Source organism: Chryseobacterium sp. YR221, assembly GCF_900176315.1.
Lineage (GTDB): Bacteria > Bacteroidota > Bacteroidia > Flavobacteriales > Weeksellaceae > Chryseobacterium > Chryseobacterium rhizosphaerae.
On record NZ_FWXM01000003.1, the window covers coordinates 103,402 to 119,157 of the forward strand.

Sequence of the window (15,756 nt, forward strand, 5' to 3'; positions counted from 1 at the left end):
TCACACATGTGTTCATCAATAATAAAGTAATATTTTTAACAGATTAACTATTATTCATTTAAAAAATTAACTCAAACCTTCAATCAACTCCTACAAAAAATTTTAATAATGGCAAAAAACACATTTCTATCTTCCCAAAAAAGTGATTCGCATCTTACAAAAGACATTTTGAGTTATGCAGTCTTAAGTACAGCCATCAGGTAATGACAGAAAACAAAAAAAGCCTTTCTTCCGAAAGGCTTTTACTTATTTATTGTAGTTTATATTACTTTGAAGCAAGCACTTCTTTTTCAGAAGTACTTTTTCCATGTACATCTTCTTCTTTTCCTTTTTTCAGGAAGTCATAAGCAATTGCAGATGCAATAAAGATGGATGAATACGTACCAAATCCAATACCGATTAACATCGCAAACATAAACCCTCTCAAGTTATCACCACCGAAAATGAAAATCGCCAAGATTACCAAAATCGTAGTAAATGAAGTGTTGAATGTTCTACCTAAAGTACTTGAAATAGAGTCATCAAATAATCCAGCTAATGTTAAGGCTTTCTTCTCTCTCAGATATTCTCTAATTCTGTCGAAGATAATTACCGTGTCATTAATAGAGTATCCTAGTACCGTAAGGATTGCAGCAATGAAATCCTGGTTAATCTCCATATTGAACGGCATGTATTTGTGAAGTAGTGAATACGTTCCTAAAATAATAACCGCATCGTGGAATAGAGCTGCTACAGCACCTAAAGAGAACTGCCATTTTCTAAATCTGAATAAGATATAGATAAAGATACCTGCAAGAGCAGCAACAACGGCAAGAATACCATGTGTCTGAATATCGTCAGCAACTGTAGGACCTACTTTTTCAGATGAAATAATCCCAGCATGGTCTTTATCCGCGGATTTAAAATCCTGCAGAGTAAGGGTAGCAGGAAGATCTCCTTTTAATCCTTCAAATAATTTCTGCTCAATAGTCTGGTCAGCTTTTAAAGACTCATCTTCGATAAGGTAATCTGTAGAAATTTTCAACTGGTTTCCATTTCCGAAAGTTTTAGCTTCTACAGAAGAGTTTTTACCATCTTCAGTTTTGAAAATCTTTACCAATTTTTCTTCAACATCATTAGCATTAACCTCTTTATCGAATCTTACGATATAGTTTCTACCTCCTGTAAAGTCGATACCATATTTGAATCCGTGGGTAACCATAGAACCAATACAGATCACTGTTAAAACAGCAGAGATAATGTATGCGTATTTTCTTTTTCCGATGAAATCAATCCACGTATTTCTGAATAAGTTTTTCGTTGGAGGAGTCCATACAGAAAGGTGTTTTCCTTTATTTAGTCTACTGAAGATCATTACTCTTGAAAGTAATACCGAAGTAAACAATGTCATAATAATACCGATCATCAAGGTCAAAGCAAATCCTTTGATAGGCCCTGTACCGAAGAAGAATAACACAACAGCGGTCAGTAACGTAGTTGAGTGACCATCAATAATCGCACTTAATGCGTGTTTGAAACCGTCTTTATAAGCTTCTAAGATATTCTTACCGGCAAATAATTCTTCTTTCGTTCTTTCGTAAATAATTACGTTCGTATCCACTGCCATGGCCATCGTCAATACGATACCTGCGATACCAGGAAGGGTAAGCGTAAAGTCTCCGGAATCCATAATTCCGAAAATATAGAAAAGGTTAATAACCATTGCAATTACAGCATATACTCCCGCACCACCGTAATAGAAAATGATATAAACAATGATAATTAAAAATGCAATAGCAAATGAAATCATACCGGCGTTGATAGATTCCTGTCCAAGAGATGGACCTACCTGAGTAGCCTGAACTACTTTAGCACCAGCTGGCAATTTACCTGCTCCTAAAACGTCAACTAATTCTTTAGCTTCTTCCTGAGAGAAGTTACCGGAGATTTGAGTTCTACCGTTAGGAATAGCATTTACCACATTAGGGGCAGTATATACTCTACCGTCAAGAGTTACCGCAACCGGCTTCCCTACGTTTTTCTCTGTTAAAGTTTTCCATTCTTTAGCTCCTTTAGAATCCATCTGCATATCTACCACTACTCTTCCAAGTTCGTCATAGCTAATGCTTGCAGTTTCTACAGCACCGTCTACCGGAGCTTTTTGATTGATGTTACTTCTGATTGCATACAATACCAAATCGTCCGGACTTGTAGCTTCAGGTTTGTAACCCCACATGAACTGTGTATATTTAATGTTTGCAGGGCGTAAAGCCTGTCCTACTTTGCTGTTTAAAATTTTATTAACAACGGCAGTATCAGATAACTTCACATTAGCAACACCATTACTTCTTAATTTGTCAAGCTGTATAAGTTTCATGAAGTTTACATTCTTTGCAACTCCCATAGAATCTCCTTTTGCAGCAATCATAGTTGTCAAAGTCTGGAAATAAGGCGCAATTTCAGGAACCTGCTGTACTTCCCAGAACTGAAGTTTTGCAGAAGTCTGAAGCATTTTCTTCACCTTGTCAATATCCTTCATACCAGGCATTTCTACAGAAATTCTAGCAGTACCAGGTACTCTCTGAACATTTGGCTGGATAGCTCCAAGCTTATCTATTCTCGTTCTGATTACTTCGAAAGCTGTACCTACAGAAAGATCAACTCTTCTCTTTACAATACTTCTTACCTGCTCATCAGTAGTGTTATACTTGATTTCAGATAAGTTTGTATTTCCGAAAAGATCCGGATCTGCAAGCTTCAGGTTTGACCCCTTCGCTTTGTTGATTGCATCGAACTGCTCAAAAAAGTTGTCGATGTAAGATTTTGTAGAGCTTTTCTGAACTTCATCAGTCTTGTTTAAAGCCTCAATAAGAATAGGATTGGTAGAATAATTAGTTAAATCATTTACCAGATCTCTTTGGTTAATTTCCAAAAGAACGTTGATCCCTCCTTTTAAGTCAAGACCAAGCTTCATCTCCTTGTCTTTAGCTTTTGAATAATAAAGCTTTGTATACCCAAGATTAAGAGTATCTTCCTTGATTCGTTTGATCTCTTTCTCGTTTCCTTTCGCAGCTTCGATCTGCGATTCAATTTTGCTGGCGTACCAGGTTGGTAATAGCTCGTTTAAGCAAATCAACCCCAGGACAATAGCAACAATTGTAATAAGTCCTTTTCCTTGCATTTTGTTATAACTACGTTAAATTAAGTCGGCAAATATAATGATTTTCTTGTATTTTATGAATTTTTAACAACAGAAATGGTTTATTTTCAGATATATTGGTATTTCGACTTCTATTTAAGATTTAACAATTTTTTCATGGTATCTTAATGAAGTTTTCAAATTTTGAATGGTATAAAATTTTCATTCATTTATCAACACACTAACTATCAAAATATTATGAAAAAGTTACTATTTATGATCAGTATGCTTTCTTCCTTATTCGTTAATTCTCAAAGTATTAATTTGGAAGAATTTGCTACCGGACTTACCAGCCCGGTAGAGATTACAAACGCTAATGACAGCCGTCTCTTCGTGGTACAGCAGAATGGTATTATTAAAATTATCCAGCCTACGGGAGTTATTAATGCTACCCCTTTTCTGAATATCGCTTCAAAGATTGTTTTCGGCGGAGAAAGAGGTCTTTTAGGACTTGCATTCCATCCCCAATATTCCAGCAATGGCTATTTTTTTGTTTATTATAATAATCCTGCTGGAAATATTATTGTAGCAAGGTACAAGGTAAGTTCAACAGATCCCAACATTGCCGATCCCAACTCTGAAAAAATCTTACTGAATATTCCCAAACCTTTCGAAAACCATAACGGAGGAAGCATACATTTTGCTCCGGACGGAAAACTCTGGATCATCACCGGAGATGGAGGAAGTGGTGGAGATCCGCAGAATAATGCCCAAAATAAAAATTCACTGTTGGGAAAAATGCTGAGAATTGATGTAGACGCTACAGGGCCTTATAATATTCCTTCTGACAATCCGTTCGTGGGTAGCGACGGAGCCGATGAGATATGGGCGTATGGGCTCCGAAATGCCTGGAAATTTTCTTTTGACCTAACCAGTGGAAATGTACTCATTGCTGATGTGGGCCAGGGAGCTTTTGAGGAAATCAACAGAACTTCCATCACCCAGGCCGGACTTAATTACGGATGGCGTTGCTACGAAGGAAATACAGCTTATAATACCGCAGGATGTCCAGGTATTGGCACCATGACATTCCCTGTTGCGGTTTATGATCATTCCGGGGGGAAATGCTCCATTACCGGAGGGTATATTTACAGGGGATCCCAATACCCCTCTCTTCAGGGCAAATATTTCTTCGCTGATTACTGCTCTACACAAATCGGTATCCTGGATACCAATAATGCTATCACATGGTCTTCTGCTTACAGTGGGAATAATTTTTCCACTTTCGGGCAGGATTCTCAAAAAGAGCTTTATGTAGCAGCCGTCACCAGTGGCAAAATTTTTAAAATTTCAACGGGAACTTTAGGTGTACAGGAAGGCACTGCTTTAGGCAAAATAAGTATCTATCCTAATCCTGCATCCAAAGAAATCTTCATCAATGGCATTGGAGGCAAAAAAGTAAGCGCAGAAATCATGAGTACAGAAGGCCGGAAAATTTGGGAAACTGATGAAGTTATCAATGGCAAAAGTATGGATATTTCCGCCCTACCTGCCGGAGTTTATTTCATCAATCTAAAATCAGGAAACCTGAATTCCTATAGTCAGAAATTAATTATTAAATAATGGAATAGTATTTTAACACACGCTACCAGCTATTACTTTTTAACGTAATATGCCGCAAAATATTCATATCAGCTGAATAAAAAATTCATGAAAAAGTATGTCAACTAAAATTTTAAATACATAAAAAAAGCGGCTCAAAACTGAACCGCTTTTTATTTTATATCGTCATCGAGAAAATTCTCGTTTCAGGTTTATTTCTCATCATCCTAAGGTCAAAAACCATTGCAACATTTCTTGTGAATGCTCTTCCGGCCTCCGTAATTTTAACTTCATGACCATTGATTTCAACCAATCCGTCTTTTTCCATTTCCTTCAGCATTTCCAATGCATTTTCAAGTTCCGGGAAAGAGTTATGAGTATGGAAAGTAGTTTCAAGCTGGCACATCAGGTTGAGGATATGTCTTCTTACCTTCAGATCTTCCTCATCCAGAACATGGCCTTTCACCACAGGAATCTCTCCTTCTTCTACAGATTTCTGATAATCTTCCACCGTTTTCACATTCTGCCCGAAAGCATACCATGAATCTGAAATTGCAGACATTCCAAGTCCTACCATCAGCTGTGTATTGCTTGAAGTGTAACCCATGAAATTTCTGTGGAGTTTTTTATGAATTAAAGACTGGTAGAGATCATCATGTTCAAGAGAAAAATGATCCATTCCCACTTCAATATAGCCTAAGTCCTGAAGCAGCTTTTTACCGTCTTCATATAATCTTCGCTTTTCTTCTCCACTAGGCAAGTCATTTTCATCGAACCCTCTCTGACCTACTCCTTTTACCCATGGAACGTGTGCATATGAGTAAAATGCAAGCCTGTCCGGTTTCAGCTCCATTGTTTTTCTTATGGTATGTTCCATCGCTTCCCAGTTTTGATGCGGAAGCCCAAAAACCAAATCATGGCTGATTCCTCTGTAACCAATTTCTTTAGCCCATTCTGTAACATTTTTTACATTTTCAAAAGGCTGAATTCTATTGATCGCTTTCTGCACTTTAGGATCGTAATCCTGAACTCCGAAACTTACTCTTCTAAAGCCTAGATTATACAACGTCTGAAGGTGTTCCTTCGTGGTATTATTCGGGTGTCCTTCAAAAGAAAATTCAGGATGTTCAGCAATATCTACTGTTTCAAAAATCCCTTCCAGAAGGGTTTTCAAATTTTCAGGCGAGAAAAACGTAGGTGTACCTCCTCCCAGGTGTAATTCTTTCAGCTTAGGTCTTTCATTGAAAAGAGCAAGGTAAAGATTCCATTCTTTTAATACACTTTCCAGGTAAGGAATTTCAACACTATGTTGTTTTGTAATACGTTTATGGCATGCACAAAAGGTACACAATGCCTCACAGAAAGGCAAATGGATATAAATAGAAATCCCCTCCTCTGCATTACTTTCATGAAAGGACCTGATTACGCTTTCTTTCCATTTTTCCGGTGAGAATGTAGTTTCATCCCAATATGGAACTGTAGGATAAGAGGTGTAACGTGGTCCGGGAATATTATACTTATCTATTAAAGAGTTCATTTCGAAAATTAAAATTTTATAAGGTCATGAAATTTAATGGTCTTAAAACTTCATTCTACAAAATTAACCATTAGTTATGAATTTTGACCTATGAAATATATTAGGTTCTATTTTATAATGAGTCTAAATACTGTCTGTAAGGCCTTTCCTTACTAATGATAAATTCTATATATACTATTTGTTTTTTAGATATATCCATTTCCCAACAGGATGTATCTCCTGTTTTTATATCTTCAACATTTTATTACCGTTGATCTTACATCTTTTACCCCTTCAATGTCATCACTGCAATTCTGTTTTTTCCAGCAAAAACAATATGATTTTTATCGATCCATTGACAGACAAAAAAACCTTTTTCATCAGAGATCTTTTTCCATGTTTTTCCAAAATCTGAGGAATAACTGATATGCTGATCTCCTACTGCGATGATTTCTTTTCCTTTTGAACCCGGCTTAATTTTCACGCAGGTAGTATATCCTGCATTCTGCCCGGATGCCTGAATCTGCCAGGTTTTACCGCCATTATTCGTGGTAGCAATATTATTGACATTCGCCTCCTGCTTTGTATAATCCCCTCCTACTGCAATTCCGAAATGATCATCACTGAAATCTATGGAATACATTCCATTCGAAGATTCTCCCTGGATAAACGGAGTATTGAAAACTTCAAACTTTTCATTTTTCAGGTTCAGTCTTAAAATTCGTGAGGCCTTACCTCCTGTTGCAATCCATACAAAGTTTTTAGTAGAAGAGATATTGGTATTACTGGCTGCAAAAGCTGCTTCTCCTTCATGCAGTGTGACTGCATTTTTAAGCATACCCCATTTTCCATCCTTATATATTGCCAATTTTAATCCATGATCTTTATCGGCATCACTAAATGTGTATGCCAGTTTTTCATTTACAAAGTGCAGTGCATCGTAGAATGCCGTTTTTGTAGTATCAGTAAAAACAACCTGTGATTTTAAATCTTTTTTATCAATGGTAAAGAAATGAGCAGGACTTCCAATATTAATGGCATAAAAAGCGGCTTTATCCTGTGCCAGGGTTCTGAACTCAAGTTTATCTTCTGATAATATAATCTGTTTTTGGTTCTTTGGATCTTGTATGTCTACAAACCCAAACTTAGAATCTGTACCACTGTACCAAATCTTATGATCATACAGCTCAAGAGCTCTGATGCTTATTTTGTCATTAAAAATAGTTTCCATGCTTTCCACCTGCTGAGAAAATGCACAAATTCCTACGGAAAGAAATAGAATAGAGAAGATCTTTTTCATATGCTATAAAAAAAACCGCCGAAGCGGTTCTATATTAAATTAATCTACGTTTTTATATTTTTCAGGATTGTTCAGTTTACTGTTTGATTTTCCATAACTGAAATATACCACACCTCCTAAGAAAAGCCATACAGCAGAAAGTTCCAATGCATGAGCACTTAAGTTGAATATTAAATATATATTGATAAATACTCCTAATGCCACAACGATTTTATAAGCCGGAACTTTGAAAGGCCTGATCAAATCCGGTTCTTTTTTTCTCATCACCCAAACCGCAATACATACCAATGTAAATGCAAACAGAGTTCCGAAACTGGTCATATCTGCCAATGTTGAAATTGGGGTAAATGCTGCGATAAGCGCTACTATGATTCCTAACAGGATAATTCCTTTATAAGGAGTTTTTGTTTTTGGGTGAAGCTCTCCGAAAAATCTAGGAATCAAACCGTCTTTTGCCATTCCGATAAAGATTCTGGACTGTCCCATCATCATTACCATTACTACAGAGATCAAACCTACTGTAGCGGCAATCGTTACTACATTACTTGCCCAGTGTTTTCCGGCAATTTCAAAAGCATATGCCACCGGTGCTTTGATCGCATCAGGATATTTTCCTTCAGGGTTAAAGTCTGTATAATGCATCATCCCTGTCAATACAAGAGATACACAAATATATAATGCAGTACACACCAATAGTGAAGCAATAATAGCGAAAGGCACATCTTTTTTAGGATTAATAGCCTCCCCTGCCTGTGTAGAAACAGCATCGAAACCAATATAAGCAAAGAAGATAGCTGCTGCTCCGGAAATAATTCCTTTAATACCATAGGCAGAAACCAGATCGCCTTCAGAATTTTTAATTTTTATCTGATCAGGGATAAAAGGATTCCAGTTTTTCACTCCATCTACAGCATTGTAAAGATCTGTATTAGAGAAGATAATATAAACCCCTGCAATGATTACGAAAATAACCGCAGAAGTCTTCATAAGTACAATTAGGTTATTCGCTCCGGCAGCTTCCTTGGTTCCTTTTACCAGCAGGGCTGTAATCAGTAAAACAAGAATGAAGGCAGGCAGGTTCATTGAAAAACCATCTCCTGTATAACTCGCGGGATCTGAAGTAAGATATCCCGGCAGGTGAACTCCAAAAATTTTCAAAAATTTGGTAAAGTATCCGGACCAACTCACAGAAACGGCCATACTTGCCATGGCATACTCCAGGATAAGACACCAGCCCATTGCCCATGCAAAAATTTCCCCTACCGTTCCGTAGGCATAGGCGTAGGCAGAACCTTCAACAGGAATAATGGATGCAAATTCCGCATAGCATAATGCTGCAAAAACACAGGCAATACCTGCTATAATGAAAGAGATTGCCAGTGCCGGCCCTGCGTGATAATAAGCTCCGGTTCCGGTAAGAACAAAGATTCCACCACCAATGATAGCACCTACTCCAATTGCTGTTAAACTCCATTTTCCAAGGACTTTTTTCAGCTCACTTTTCTTCATATCTGCCTCATAGGCACTTAGCGGCTTCTTAACCCAAATTTTAGACATGTTTTTTTTATTTATTAAGGATTTACGAAAATATAAAAATTTTACGGACTCTCATGTTTATTGACAAACTTTCGTCATTTATTTTAAATAAAAAAATCTAAAAACCTGACCGACACATTATTCAAAGTATTTTATCAAGTGTTAAATTTTGTTTATTTTTGATCGCATGAATATCTATGACCTTTTCGTCAAACCCTATGAAAATTATACAGCAGCACAGATTTTACTGGAGTCTTCAGGAGCTATTTTCGGCACTTTAAGCGTTTATTTTTCTATCAAAAAAAATATCTGGGTATACCCTACCGGCATTATTTCCACGTTGATTTATGTATATATTCTTTTTAATTTCGGATTATTGGGAGACTGCCTGATTAACGTATATTATACCATAATGAGTGTGTACGGATGGATCTTATGGTCTAAAAATTCCAAAGACCATGTTCATGTGGATGTTACCTGGGCAACAAAAAAGGAATGGATTTATGCAGGGATTCTTTTCATCCTGAGTTTTGCATTGGTTATTCTTATTTATTATTACAAACCCTATATTGACAATTTGGAGGGTGGTCTTGGATTATATCATTTAGATTGGGCAAATTGGCTGGATATTTTTACCACTTCTATATTTTTAGTAGGAATGTGGTTTATGGCCAAACAGCGCATTGAGAACTGGATTTTCTGGATTATCGGAGATTTTATTTGCATGCCTATGATGATTTTTAAGGGACTTGGCATCACTTCGGTTCAATATTTGGTATTTACTATAATGGCTATCTTAGGATACCTTAGTTGGAAAAAAAGTTTTAAAGAGAAAAAAGTACAATAAAGTCATGAAAAATTTATTAAAAATAGCAGCCAGTATTGTTGCATTTGCCAGTTTAACATCTTGTTTAGCATACTCAGACGGATATGCCAATAATGGCGGTTATGGTGATCCATATTATAACAATGGATATTATTATGCACCATCCGGATATTATGGGAATGGTGGATATTATGGTAATGATGGATATTATTACAGAGACAATGTTAATTATTATTACGACAATGGTGTTCCTTACTATTACTATAACGCTAATAACTCAAGAAGAAAAGTATATGTAGAAAGGAGATCAGATAATAACTCTACTAGACCGAATACCGGATTCAGAGGAGAACCTTATTACGATCGTAATAATAACAATAACAATGGTTTCAGAAACAACAATGGTTCTCAAAATAACCAGGGTAACAGAAACCAAAGCAGTGGAGGTTTTAGAAATAACAGCAACCAGAATAATCAGGGAAGTCAAAACACCAATAATAGCGGCGGATTCAGAAACCAGAACAGCACTTATCAGGCTCCTCAAAGAAGCTCAAATAGTGGTGGATTCAGAAGTTCAGAAAGTAATACAACCCCTCAACCCTCTTCAAACAGTGGAGGATTCAGAGGAAGTTCCAGTAGCAGCTCTGGCAGTTCAAATAACTCAGGAAGCACAAACAGACAGAACACCGGAGGGTTTAGATAAAAACGGTTAGATAAAACGATTATAAATAAGGAAACGAACAGTTAACACTGTTCGTTTTTCATTTTAAATATATTAATTTTGCTTCTTTAATTTAGATAAAAAGTTATGGAATTTTATAAATATCAGGGAACAGGAAATGATTTTGTGATGGTAGATAACCGTGACCTTCAGTTTCCTAAAAATAAAAAAAATATTGAAAAGCTATGTGACAGACGTTTCGGAATTGGTGCAGACGGCCTAATCTTATTGGAAAACGATGATCATTATGATTTCAAAATGGTATACTATAATTCTGATGGTGGAGAAAGCACGATGTGTGGAAACGGAGGAAGATGTTTGGTGGCATTTGCTTTTTTCCTGGATATTTTTGAAGATAAATGTAGGTTTATTGCTATAGACGGTGAGCATGAAGCGGAAATCCACAACGGGATTGTTAAGCTGAAAATGATTGATGTAAATACCATTTCTCATGACGGTAATGATTCTGTTCTTAATACCGGTTCTCCTCATTATGTAAAATATGTAGAAGATTTAGCAAATTATAAGGTGTATGCAGAAGGAAATGGGATCAGAAATTCCGAAAATTATAAAGAAAATGGGATTAATGTCAACTTTGTAGAAAAAATTTCTGATAATGAAATTTTTGTAAGAACCTATGAACGAGGCGTTGAGGATGAAACTTACAGTTGCGGAACAGGAGTTACAGCTTCCGCTTTAACTTTTTTACAAAAAGACAATCTAACTTCTGTAAAAGTTAAAACTTTAGGAGGAAATCTGAAGGTATATGCTGAAAAAAATGGAGATTCTTTTCAAAGCATTTGGCTGGAGGGTCCTGCAAAGCAAGTTTTTAAAGGCAAAATAGACATACTTTAGAAACCATAAACTTTTAATCAATAGTATAAGAATGAAAAAAGCTATTCTCATTGTCATTCTGCTGGTTTTTGTAATCGCAGGATTTTTTGGATTGAGATTTTATAATAAGTACTTCGGAAATAACGTAGAAAAAGACGGGTATGTATTGATTCCTCATAAAGCGGATTTCAAACAGATCATGGACTCTATAGCTCCCTATATAAAAGATAAAGAATCTTTTGAAGCAGTGGCTAAAGATAAAGGTCTTACTACAGCCTTTAAAGCCGGGCGTTATCATATCGAGGAGGGCAAAGGAAACTCTGATCTTGTGAATATGATTAAAGCGGGTAATCAAACAGCCAATTCTTTCAGAATCGGAGATTTTGGAGATATGTACCAGATGATCGGCAAAGTGACTAAAAAAACAGAATTGGATTCTTTACATTTTGTAAAAGATCTTGACGGGATTTCACAGGAAAAAGGCTACAAAAATGTTGAAGACTTAAAAAAATATTTTTTCATAGATACTTATAACTTCTTCTGGACGGTAAGCCCGAGAGAGTTTTTTGCAAAATTTGAAGATCAGTATAATGAATTCTGGACCAGTGAAAGAAAAAACAAGGAACAGCAGTCCGGTTTAACAAGAGATCAGATCTATGCACTGGCGTCTATTGTGTATAAAGAATCCGGAGGGAAAAAGGATGAAATGAAAACGATAGCGGGATTGTATCTGAACCGTTACCGAAAAGGAATGAAACTTCAGTCTGATCCTACGGTAATCTACGCCATCAACAAGCAAACTAATTTTAAGGAATCTATTAAAAGGGTTTTATATAAGCATTTATCAACTCCTTCTCCGTACAATACCTATGCGAATGCGGGTATTCCTCCAGGGCCAATCTGTGTGGTGGATAAGAATTCTGTAGATGCTGTTTTAAATGCAGAAAACAATAATTATATATTTATGTGTGCTGATCCTGCAAAATTTGGATATCACAAGTTTACGGCAAGTGCAGAAGAGCATGCTGTAAATGCAAAAGCCTATCAGGATTGGCTTAATTCAAAAAATATAAAATAGGCTTAGCAAGCACTTAAAAAACTTTATACAGTAAAAAATTAATAAACGAATCATAACGGTATGATAATCAGAACAATCTGAAAACCTATACTGTTAAGGGTATCCCCTCATGATTTTATACAAAAAATAACCTATGAATAAGACGGAAATTGTCAATATTTTCACAAAAAAAACGCTAGGGCTCACCTTGGTTCTTTCAGCCGCCGCTATGGCTTTTGCTCAAGAGAAATCAGGTATTTCAGGAATTATTGTCAATAAGAAAAACCAGCCTGTACCTTATGCTTCTGTAACGTTTAGCAACAAAGCTAACAAAACATTAAGCGATGCTGTACTCACTGATGAAAAAGGGCAATATAAGCTACAACTTGTTCCCGGGGATTATGACATTACAGTAGAAGCGATAGACTATAAGAAAAGCATAGTCAGCAAAAATATAACCGCAAACGGAAATATTGGTGCGCTCTCCATAGAGCCCGAAGCTTCCACTACTCTGGATGGAAAAACCCAGGAGTTACAAGGTGTTGTAATTACGGCAGCAGCCACTAAAGCCTATAAAGTGGAACTGGATAAAAAGACTTATGACCCATCACAGGATATTGTAAGTAAAGGAGGAAGTCTTCAGGATGTTTTAAGTAATGTTCCTTCTGTTACCGTAGATACGGATGGAACGGTTTCTATGCGAGGAAGTACTAATGTAAAATTCCTGATTAACGGAAAACCTTCTTCTCTTCTGGGAATTGATGACGGAGCTAACGCATTACAGAGTATTCCTGCTGATCAGATCGAAAGAATTGAGGTCATTACCAACCCTTCATCAAAATTTGAAGCAAGCGGAACTTCGGGGATTTTAAATATTATTCTTAAAAAGAGTAAAAAAGTAGGATTTAACGGAAGTGTAGTGGGTGCTTTAGGATATTTTCCGAGGACATCTCTGAATGCCAACCTAAGCTGGAGAAAAAATAACTGGACCTGGTTTGTGAATGGCGGCGGAGGCTATACAGAAAATAAAACCAAAAACAATTCTGAAACAACCTATCATAATATTGTATTCCCTGATCTAACTCCAGGTATACAGCCTAAGGATGTACCTGTACATCAACAGCAGAACTCTGTCAATAAGACCTACAACAAGAACTATAATGTAAGTGCCGGTTTTGTATATGATATTTCTGACAAAACATCACTAAATCTAACTGGATTAGTGAGAACTTTTGACGGGGACGGAAATGAACTTGTAAACACTTACGATACTTTTTACAGATATACAGGAGATGCCTCTAATCTTTGGAGTCTCAAGAATCCTTATACTCTGAGAGATTCCAAGACCATTTTTAACAATCTTGCCTTCCAGGGCGATGTAGGTTTAGACCATAAGTTTGACGATAATGGACAGAATCTATCGCTATCTGTAAGTTTACAGAGAAACAGAAGCAATAATAATGCTGATATTCTGGAAAGTGTTGATTATGTACCCTCAGTACAGGATATTACCAGAAGACATTCTGTAACCAAAACGGTAATAGGTAAAGCAGATTATGAATTACCATTAGGAGAAAACTCCAAACTTGAAGCCGGCTACAGATTGGATGTCAATGATAATACTTATGATAATTTTGTAAGCAGTACTTCTAATAATCCTCTTATTCCGAATTATAACAACAATACGGATTACAGAGAAATGTTCAATGCTTTCTATTTGCAGTTTAAAAGTAAGCTCGGAAATCTTAGCTATCAGGTAGGATTAAGAGATGAGCTTTCAAATGTTAAAATCAATTATATCAGTCAGAACCCTGATAAACCTCCATTAAATAAAAACAAGAATTACAACAATTTATTTCCAAGTGTATTCTTAAGCTATGATATATCCAAGAATAATCAGATCTTAGTAAACTATTCCCGCAGAATAGACAGACCGAGATCATTCTTTATGGTTCCTTTCCCCAATTATACCAATAACCAGAATATTTTTGAAGGAAATATCGACCTTAACCCATCGTATGTAGATTCTTATGAGGTAGGTTATAATATTACCAGAAAGAAATTCACCATCAACCCTACTCTATATTACAGGCATTCAACAGACGATACAAAGATGCTGGTTTACAGACCGGATGAAAGACAAAGAGTTTTCTATACAAAGCCGGAAAACCTGGGTAATGATGACCGTTATGGTTTGGACCTGAACTTTACCTATGACCCTTTTGCCTGGTTCAAAATTATGGGTAGTGTAGATCTTTTCGGGTACAAAACGACCGGAATTGCATCTTATGAAACAAAGGATATCAACGGACTTACTCAGGTACGTTCATTAGATTTTACCGGAAGTGGTTTCTCTACAAGGTTACGTCTTAATACAACATTTAAACTTGATAAGACATTAAGTGTACAGCTGCAAGGCTTCTACAGAGGGGGACAAAAAACCGCCAGCCAGGACAGACAGGATATGTATGCATTAAACCTGGGAGCCTCCAAAACGATCTGGAAAGGAGACGGAACTATTTCCTTCAACATTCAGGATATCTTTAATACAAGAGGAATGACGACAATTAACTACAGCAATGACTATACGCGTAGCAGCTATATGCAATGGCAGCCAAGACAGTTTTCTATTTCTTTAACCTATAGATTCAAACAAGGTGAAAAAATAGAACAGACCAAAAAGAAAAAAGACATCAATGCCAATGAAACCGGCGATGACCAGCAAGGTGGCCCAATGTAATAAAAACAAAATCCCGAAATTATTTTCGGGATTTTTTATTGTCTTATTTTACAGATTCTTTCTTTGTATCTTTTTCTTTTTCTGCTTCGTAAATTCTTCGTCTCAGATCACTTGTAGAAAATCGGTGATCTCTTTTGTTATAAAAGATCTCTATCCCTTTTTCTTCACAATATGTTTTTCCGGTAAAATCTCTATCCATATAATCGTCTCCTATGATCCTTATATCGATAACAAAAGATTTCAAAATATCCAATAGATCTTCTTCTGTATAATAAGGGATAATCTCATCTACAGCATTCACAGCCTTCAACTGAATATATCGTTCAACGATAGTCTGGCTTGGCTTATTCTTGTTCGGACGGTCGTGGGATGGATCAATCTGAAGTCCAACGATCAAATAATCGCATACTGTTTTAGCTTCTTCAAGCATTTTAATATGCCCTGCGTGTAATAAATCAAATGAGGAAAATGTAATACCTATTCTTTGTGTCTTCATATTAATTTTA

At 36.3% G+C, this 15,756-nt stretch carries 11 protein-coding genes; 6 read left to right on the forward strand and 5 right to left on the reverse strand.

Annotated elements, in window-relative coordinates:
• Positions 1 to 265: 265 nt before the first annotated feature.
• Entirely contained in the window at positions 266 to 3,160 is a 2,895-nt protein-coding gene (gene secD, locus B8967_RS09750) for a protein translocase subunit SecD (RefSeq protein WP_084085960.1), read from the reverse strand.
• 216 nt (positions 3,161 to 3,376) lie between these two features.
• Here secD and B8967_RS09755 point away from each other — a divergent pair, with 216 nt between their 5' ends.
• The gene (locus B8967_RS09755; protein ID WP_084085961.1) at positions 3,377 to 4,741 is read left to right on the forward strand and encodes a PQQ-dependent sugar dehydrogenase; all 1,365 of its coding nucleotides are present in this window, start codon (positions 3,377 to 3,379) and stop codon (positions 4,739 to 4,741) included.
• 157 nt (positions 4,742 to 4,898) lie between these two features.
• Here the strand turns inward: B8967_RS09755 and hemN are convergent, their stop codons facing one another.
• From hemN to B8967_RS09770, 3 genes are all read right to left on the reverse strand, one after another.
• Positions 4,899 to 6,257 (reverse strand): oxygen-independent coproporphyrinogen III oxidase, encoded by a 1,359-nt coding sequence (hemN, locus tag B8967_RS09760; RefSeq protein ID WP_047485257.1) that lies wholly within the window; start codon positions 6,255 to 6,257, stop codon positions 4,899 to 4,901.
• Positions 6,258 to 6,522: 265 nt separating this feature from the next.
• Complete coding sequence (locus tag B8967_RS09765; protein WP_084085962.1) at positions 6,523 to 7,536, reverse strand: WD40/YVTN/BNR-like repeat-containing protein; 1,014 nt, start codon at positions 7,534 to 7,536, stop codon at positions 6,523 to 6,525.
• Between the two features lie 39 nt (positions 7,537 to 7,575).
• Positions 7,576 to 9,093: an amino acid permease gene (locus B8967_RS09770; RefSeq protein WP_047485261.1), complete on the reverse strand. Its 1,518-nt coding sequence runs from the start codon at positions 9,091 to 9,093 to the stop codon at positions 7,576 to 7,578.
• Positions 9,094 to 9,259: 166 nt separating this feature from the next.
• Between B8967_RS09770 and pnuC the strand changes: the two genes are divergently transcribed.
• The 5 genes from pnuC to B8967_RS09795 all read left to right on the forward strand — a co-directional run bounded on the left by pnuC (position 9,260) and on the right by B8967_RS09795 (position 15,250).
• Positions 9,260 to 9,919 (forward strand): nicotinamide riboside transporter PnuC, encoded by a 660-nt coding sequence (pnuC, locus tag B8967_RS09775; protein ID WP_084085963.1) that lies wholly within the window; start codon positions 9,260 to 9,262, stop codon positions 9,917 to 9,919.
• Between the two features lie 4 nt (positions 9,920 to 9,923).
• A complete protein-coding gene (locus B8967_RS09780; RefSeq protein ID WP_084085964.1) occupies positions 9,924 to 10,601 on the forward strand; it encodes a hypothetical protein in 678 nt (225 codons plus the stop codon).
• A gap of 105 nt (positions 10,602 to 10,706) precedes the next feature.
• Positions 10,707 to 11,474: a diaminopimelate epimerase gene (dapF, locus tag B8967_RS09785; protein ID WP_084085965.1), complete on the forward strand. Its 768-nt coding sequence runs from the start codon at positions 10,707 to 10,709 to the stop codon at positions 11,472 to 11,474.
• A 31-nt stretch (positions 11,475 to 11,505) separates the two neighbouring features.
• Positions 11,506 to 12,531 (forward strand): endolytic transglycosylase MltG, encoded by a 1,026-nt coding sequence (gene mltG / locus B8967_RS09790; protein ID WP_084085966.1) that lies wholly within the window; start codon positions 11,506 to 11,508, stop codon positions 12,529 to 12,531.
• A 133-nt stretch (positions 12,532 to 12,664) separates the two neighbouring features.
• Positions 12,665 to 15,250 carry a TonB-dependent receptor domain-containing protein gene (locus B8967_RS09795; RefSeq protein ID WP_084085967.1) on the forward strand — a complete coding sequence of 862 codons (2,586 nt, stop codon included), beginning with the start codon at positions 12,665 to 12,667 and terminating at the stop codon, positions 15,248 to 15,250.
• A 43-nt stretch (positions 15,251 to 15,293) separates the two neighbouring features.
• Here the strand turns inward: B8967_RS09795 and B8967_RS09800 are convergent, their stop codons facing one another.
• Positions 15,294 to 15,746, reverse strand: a complete 453-nt coding sequence (locus tag B8967_RS09800) for an adenylyltransferase/cytidyltransferase family protein (RefSeq protein ID WP_047485274.1) — start codon at positions 15,744 to 15,746, stop codon at positions 15,294 to 15,296.
• Positions 15,747 to 15,756 lie beyond the last annotated feature (10 nt).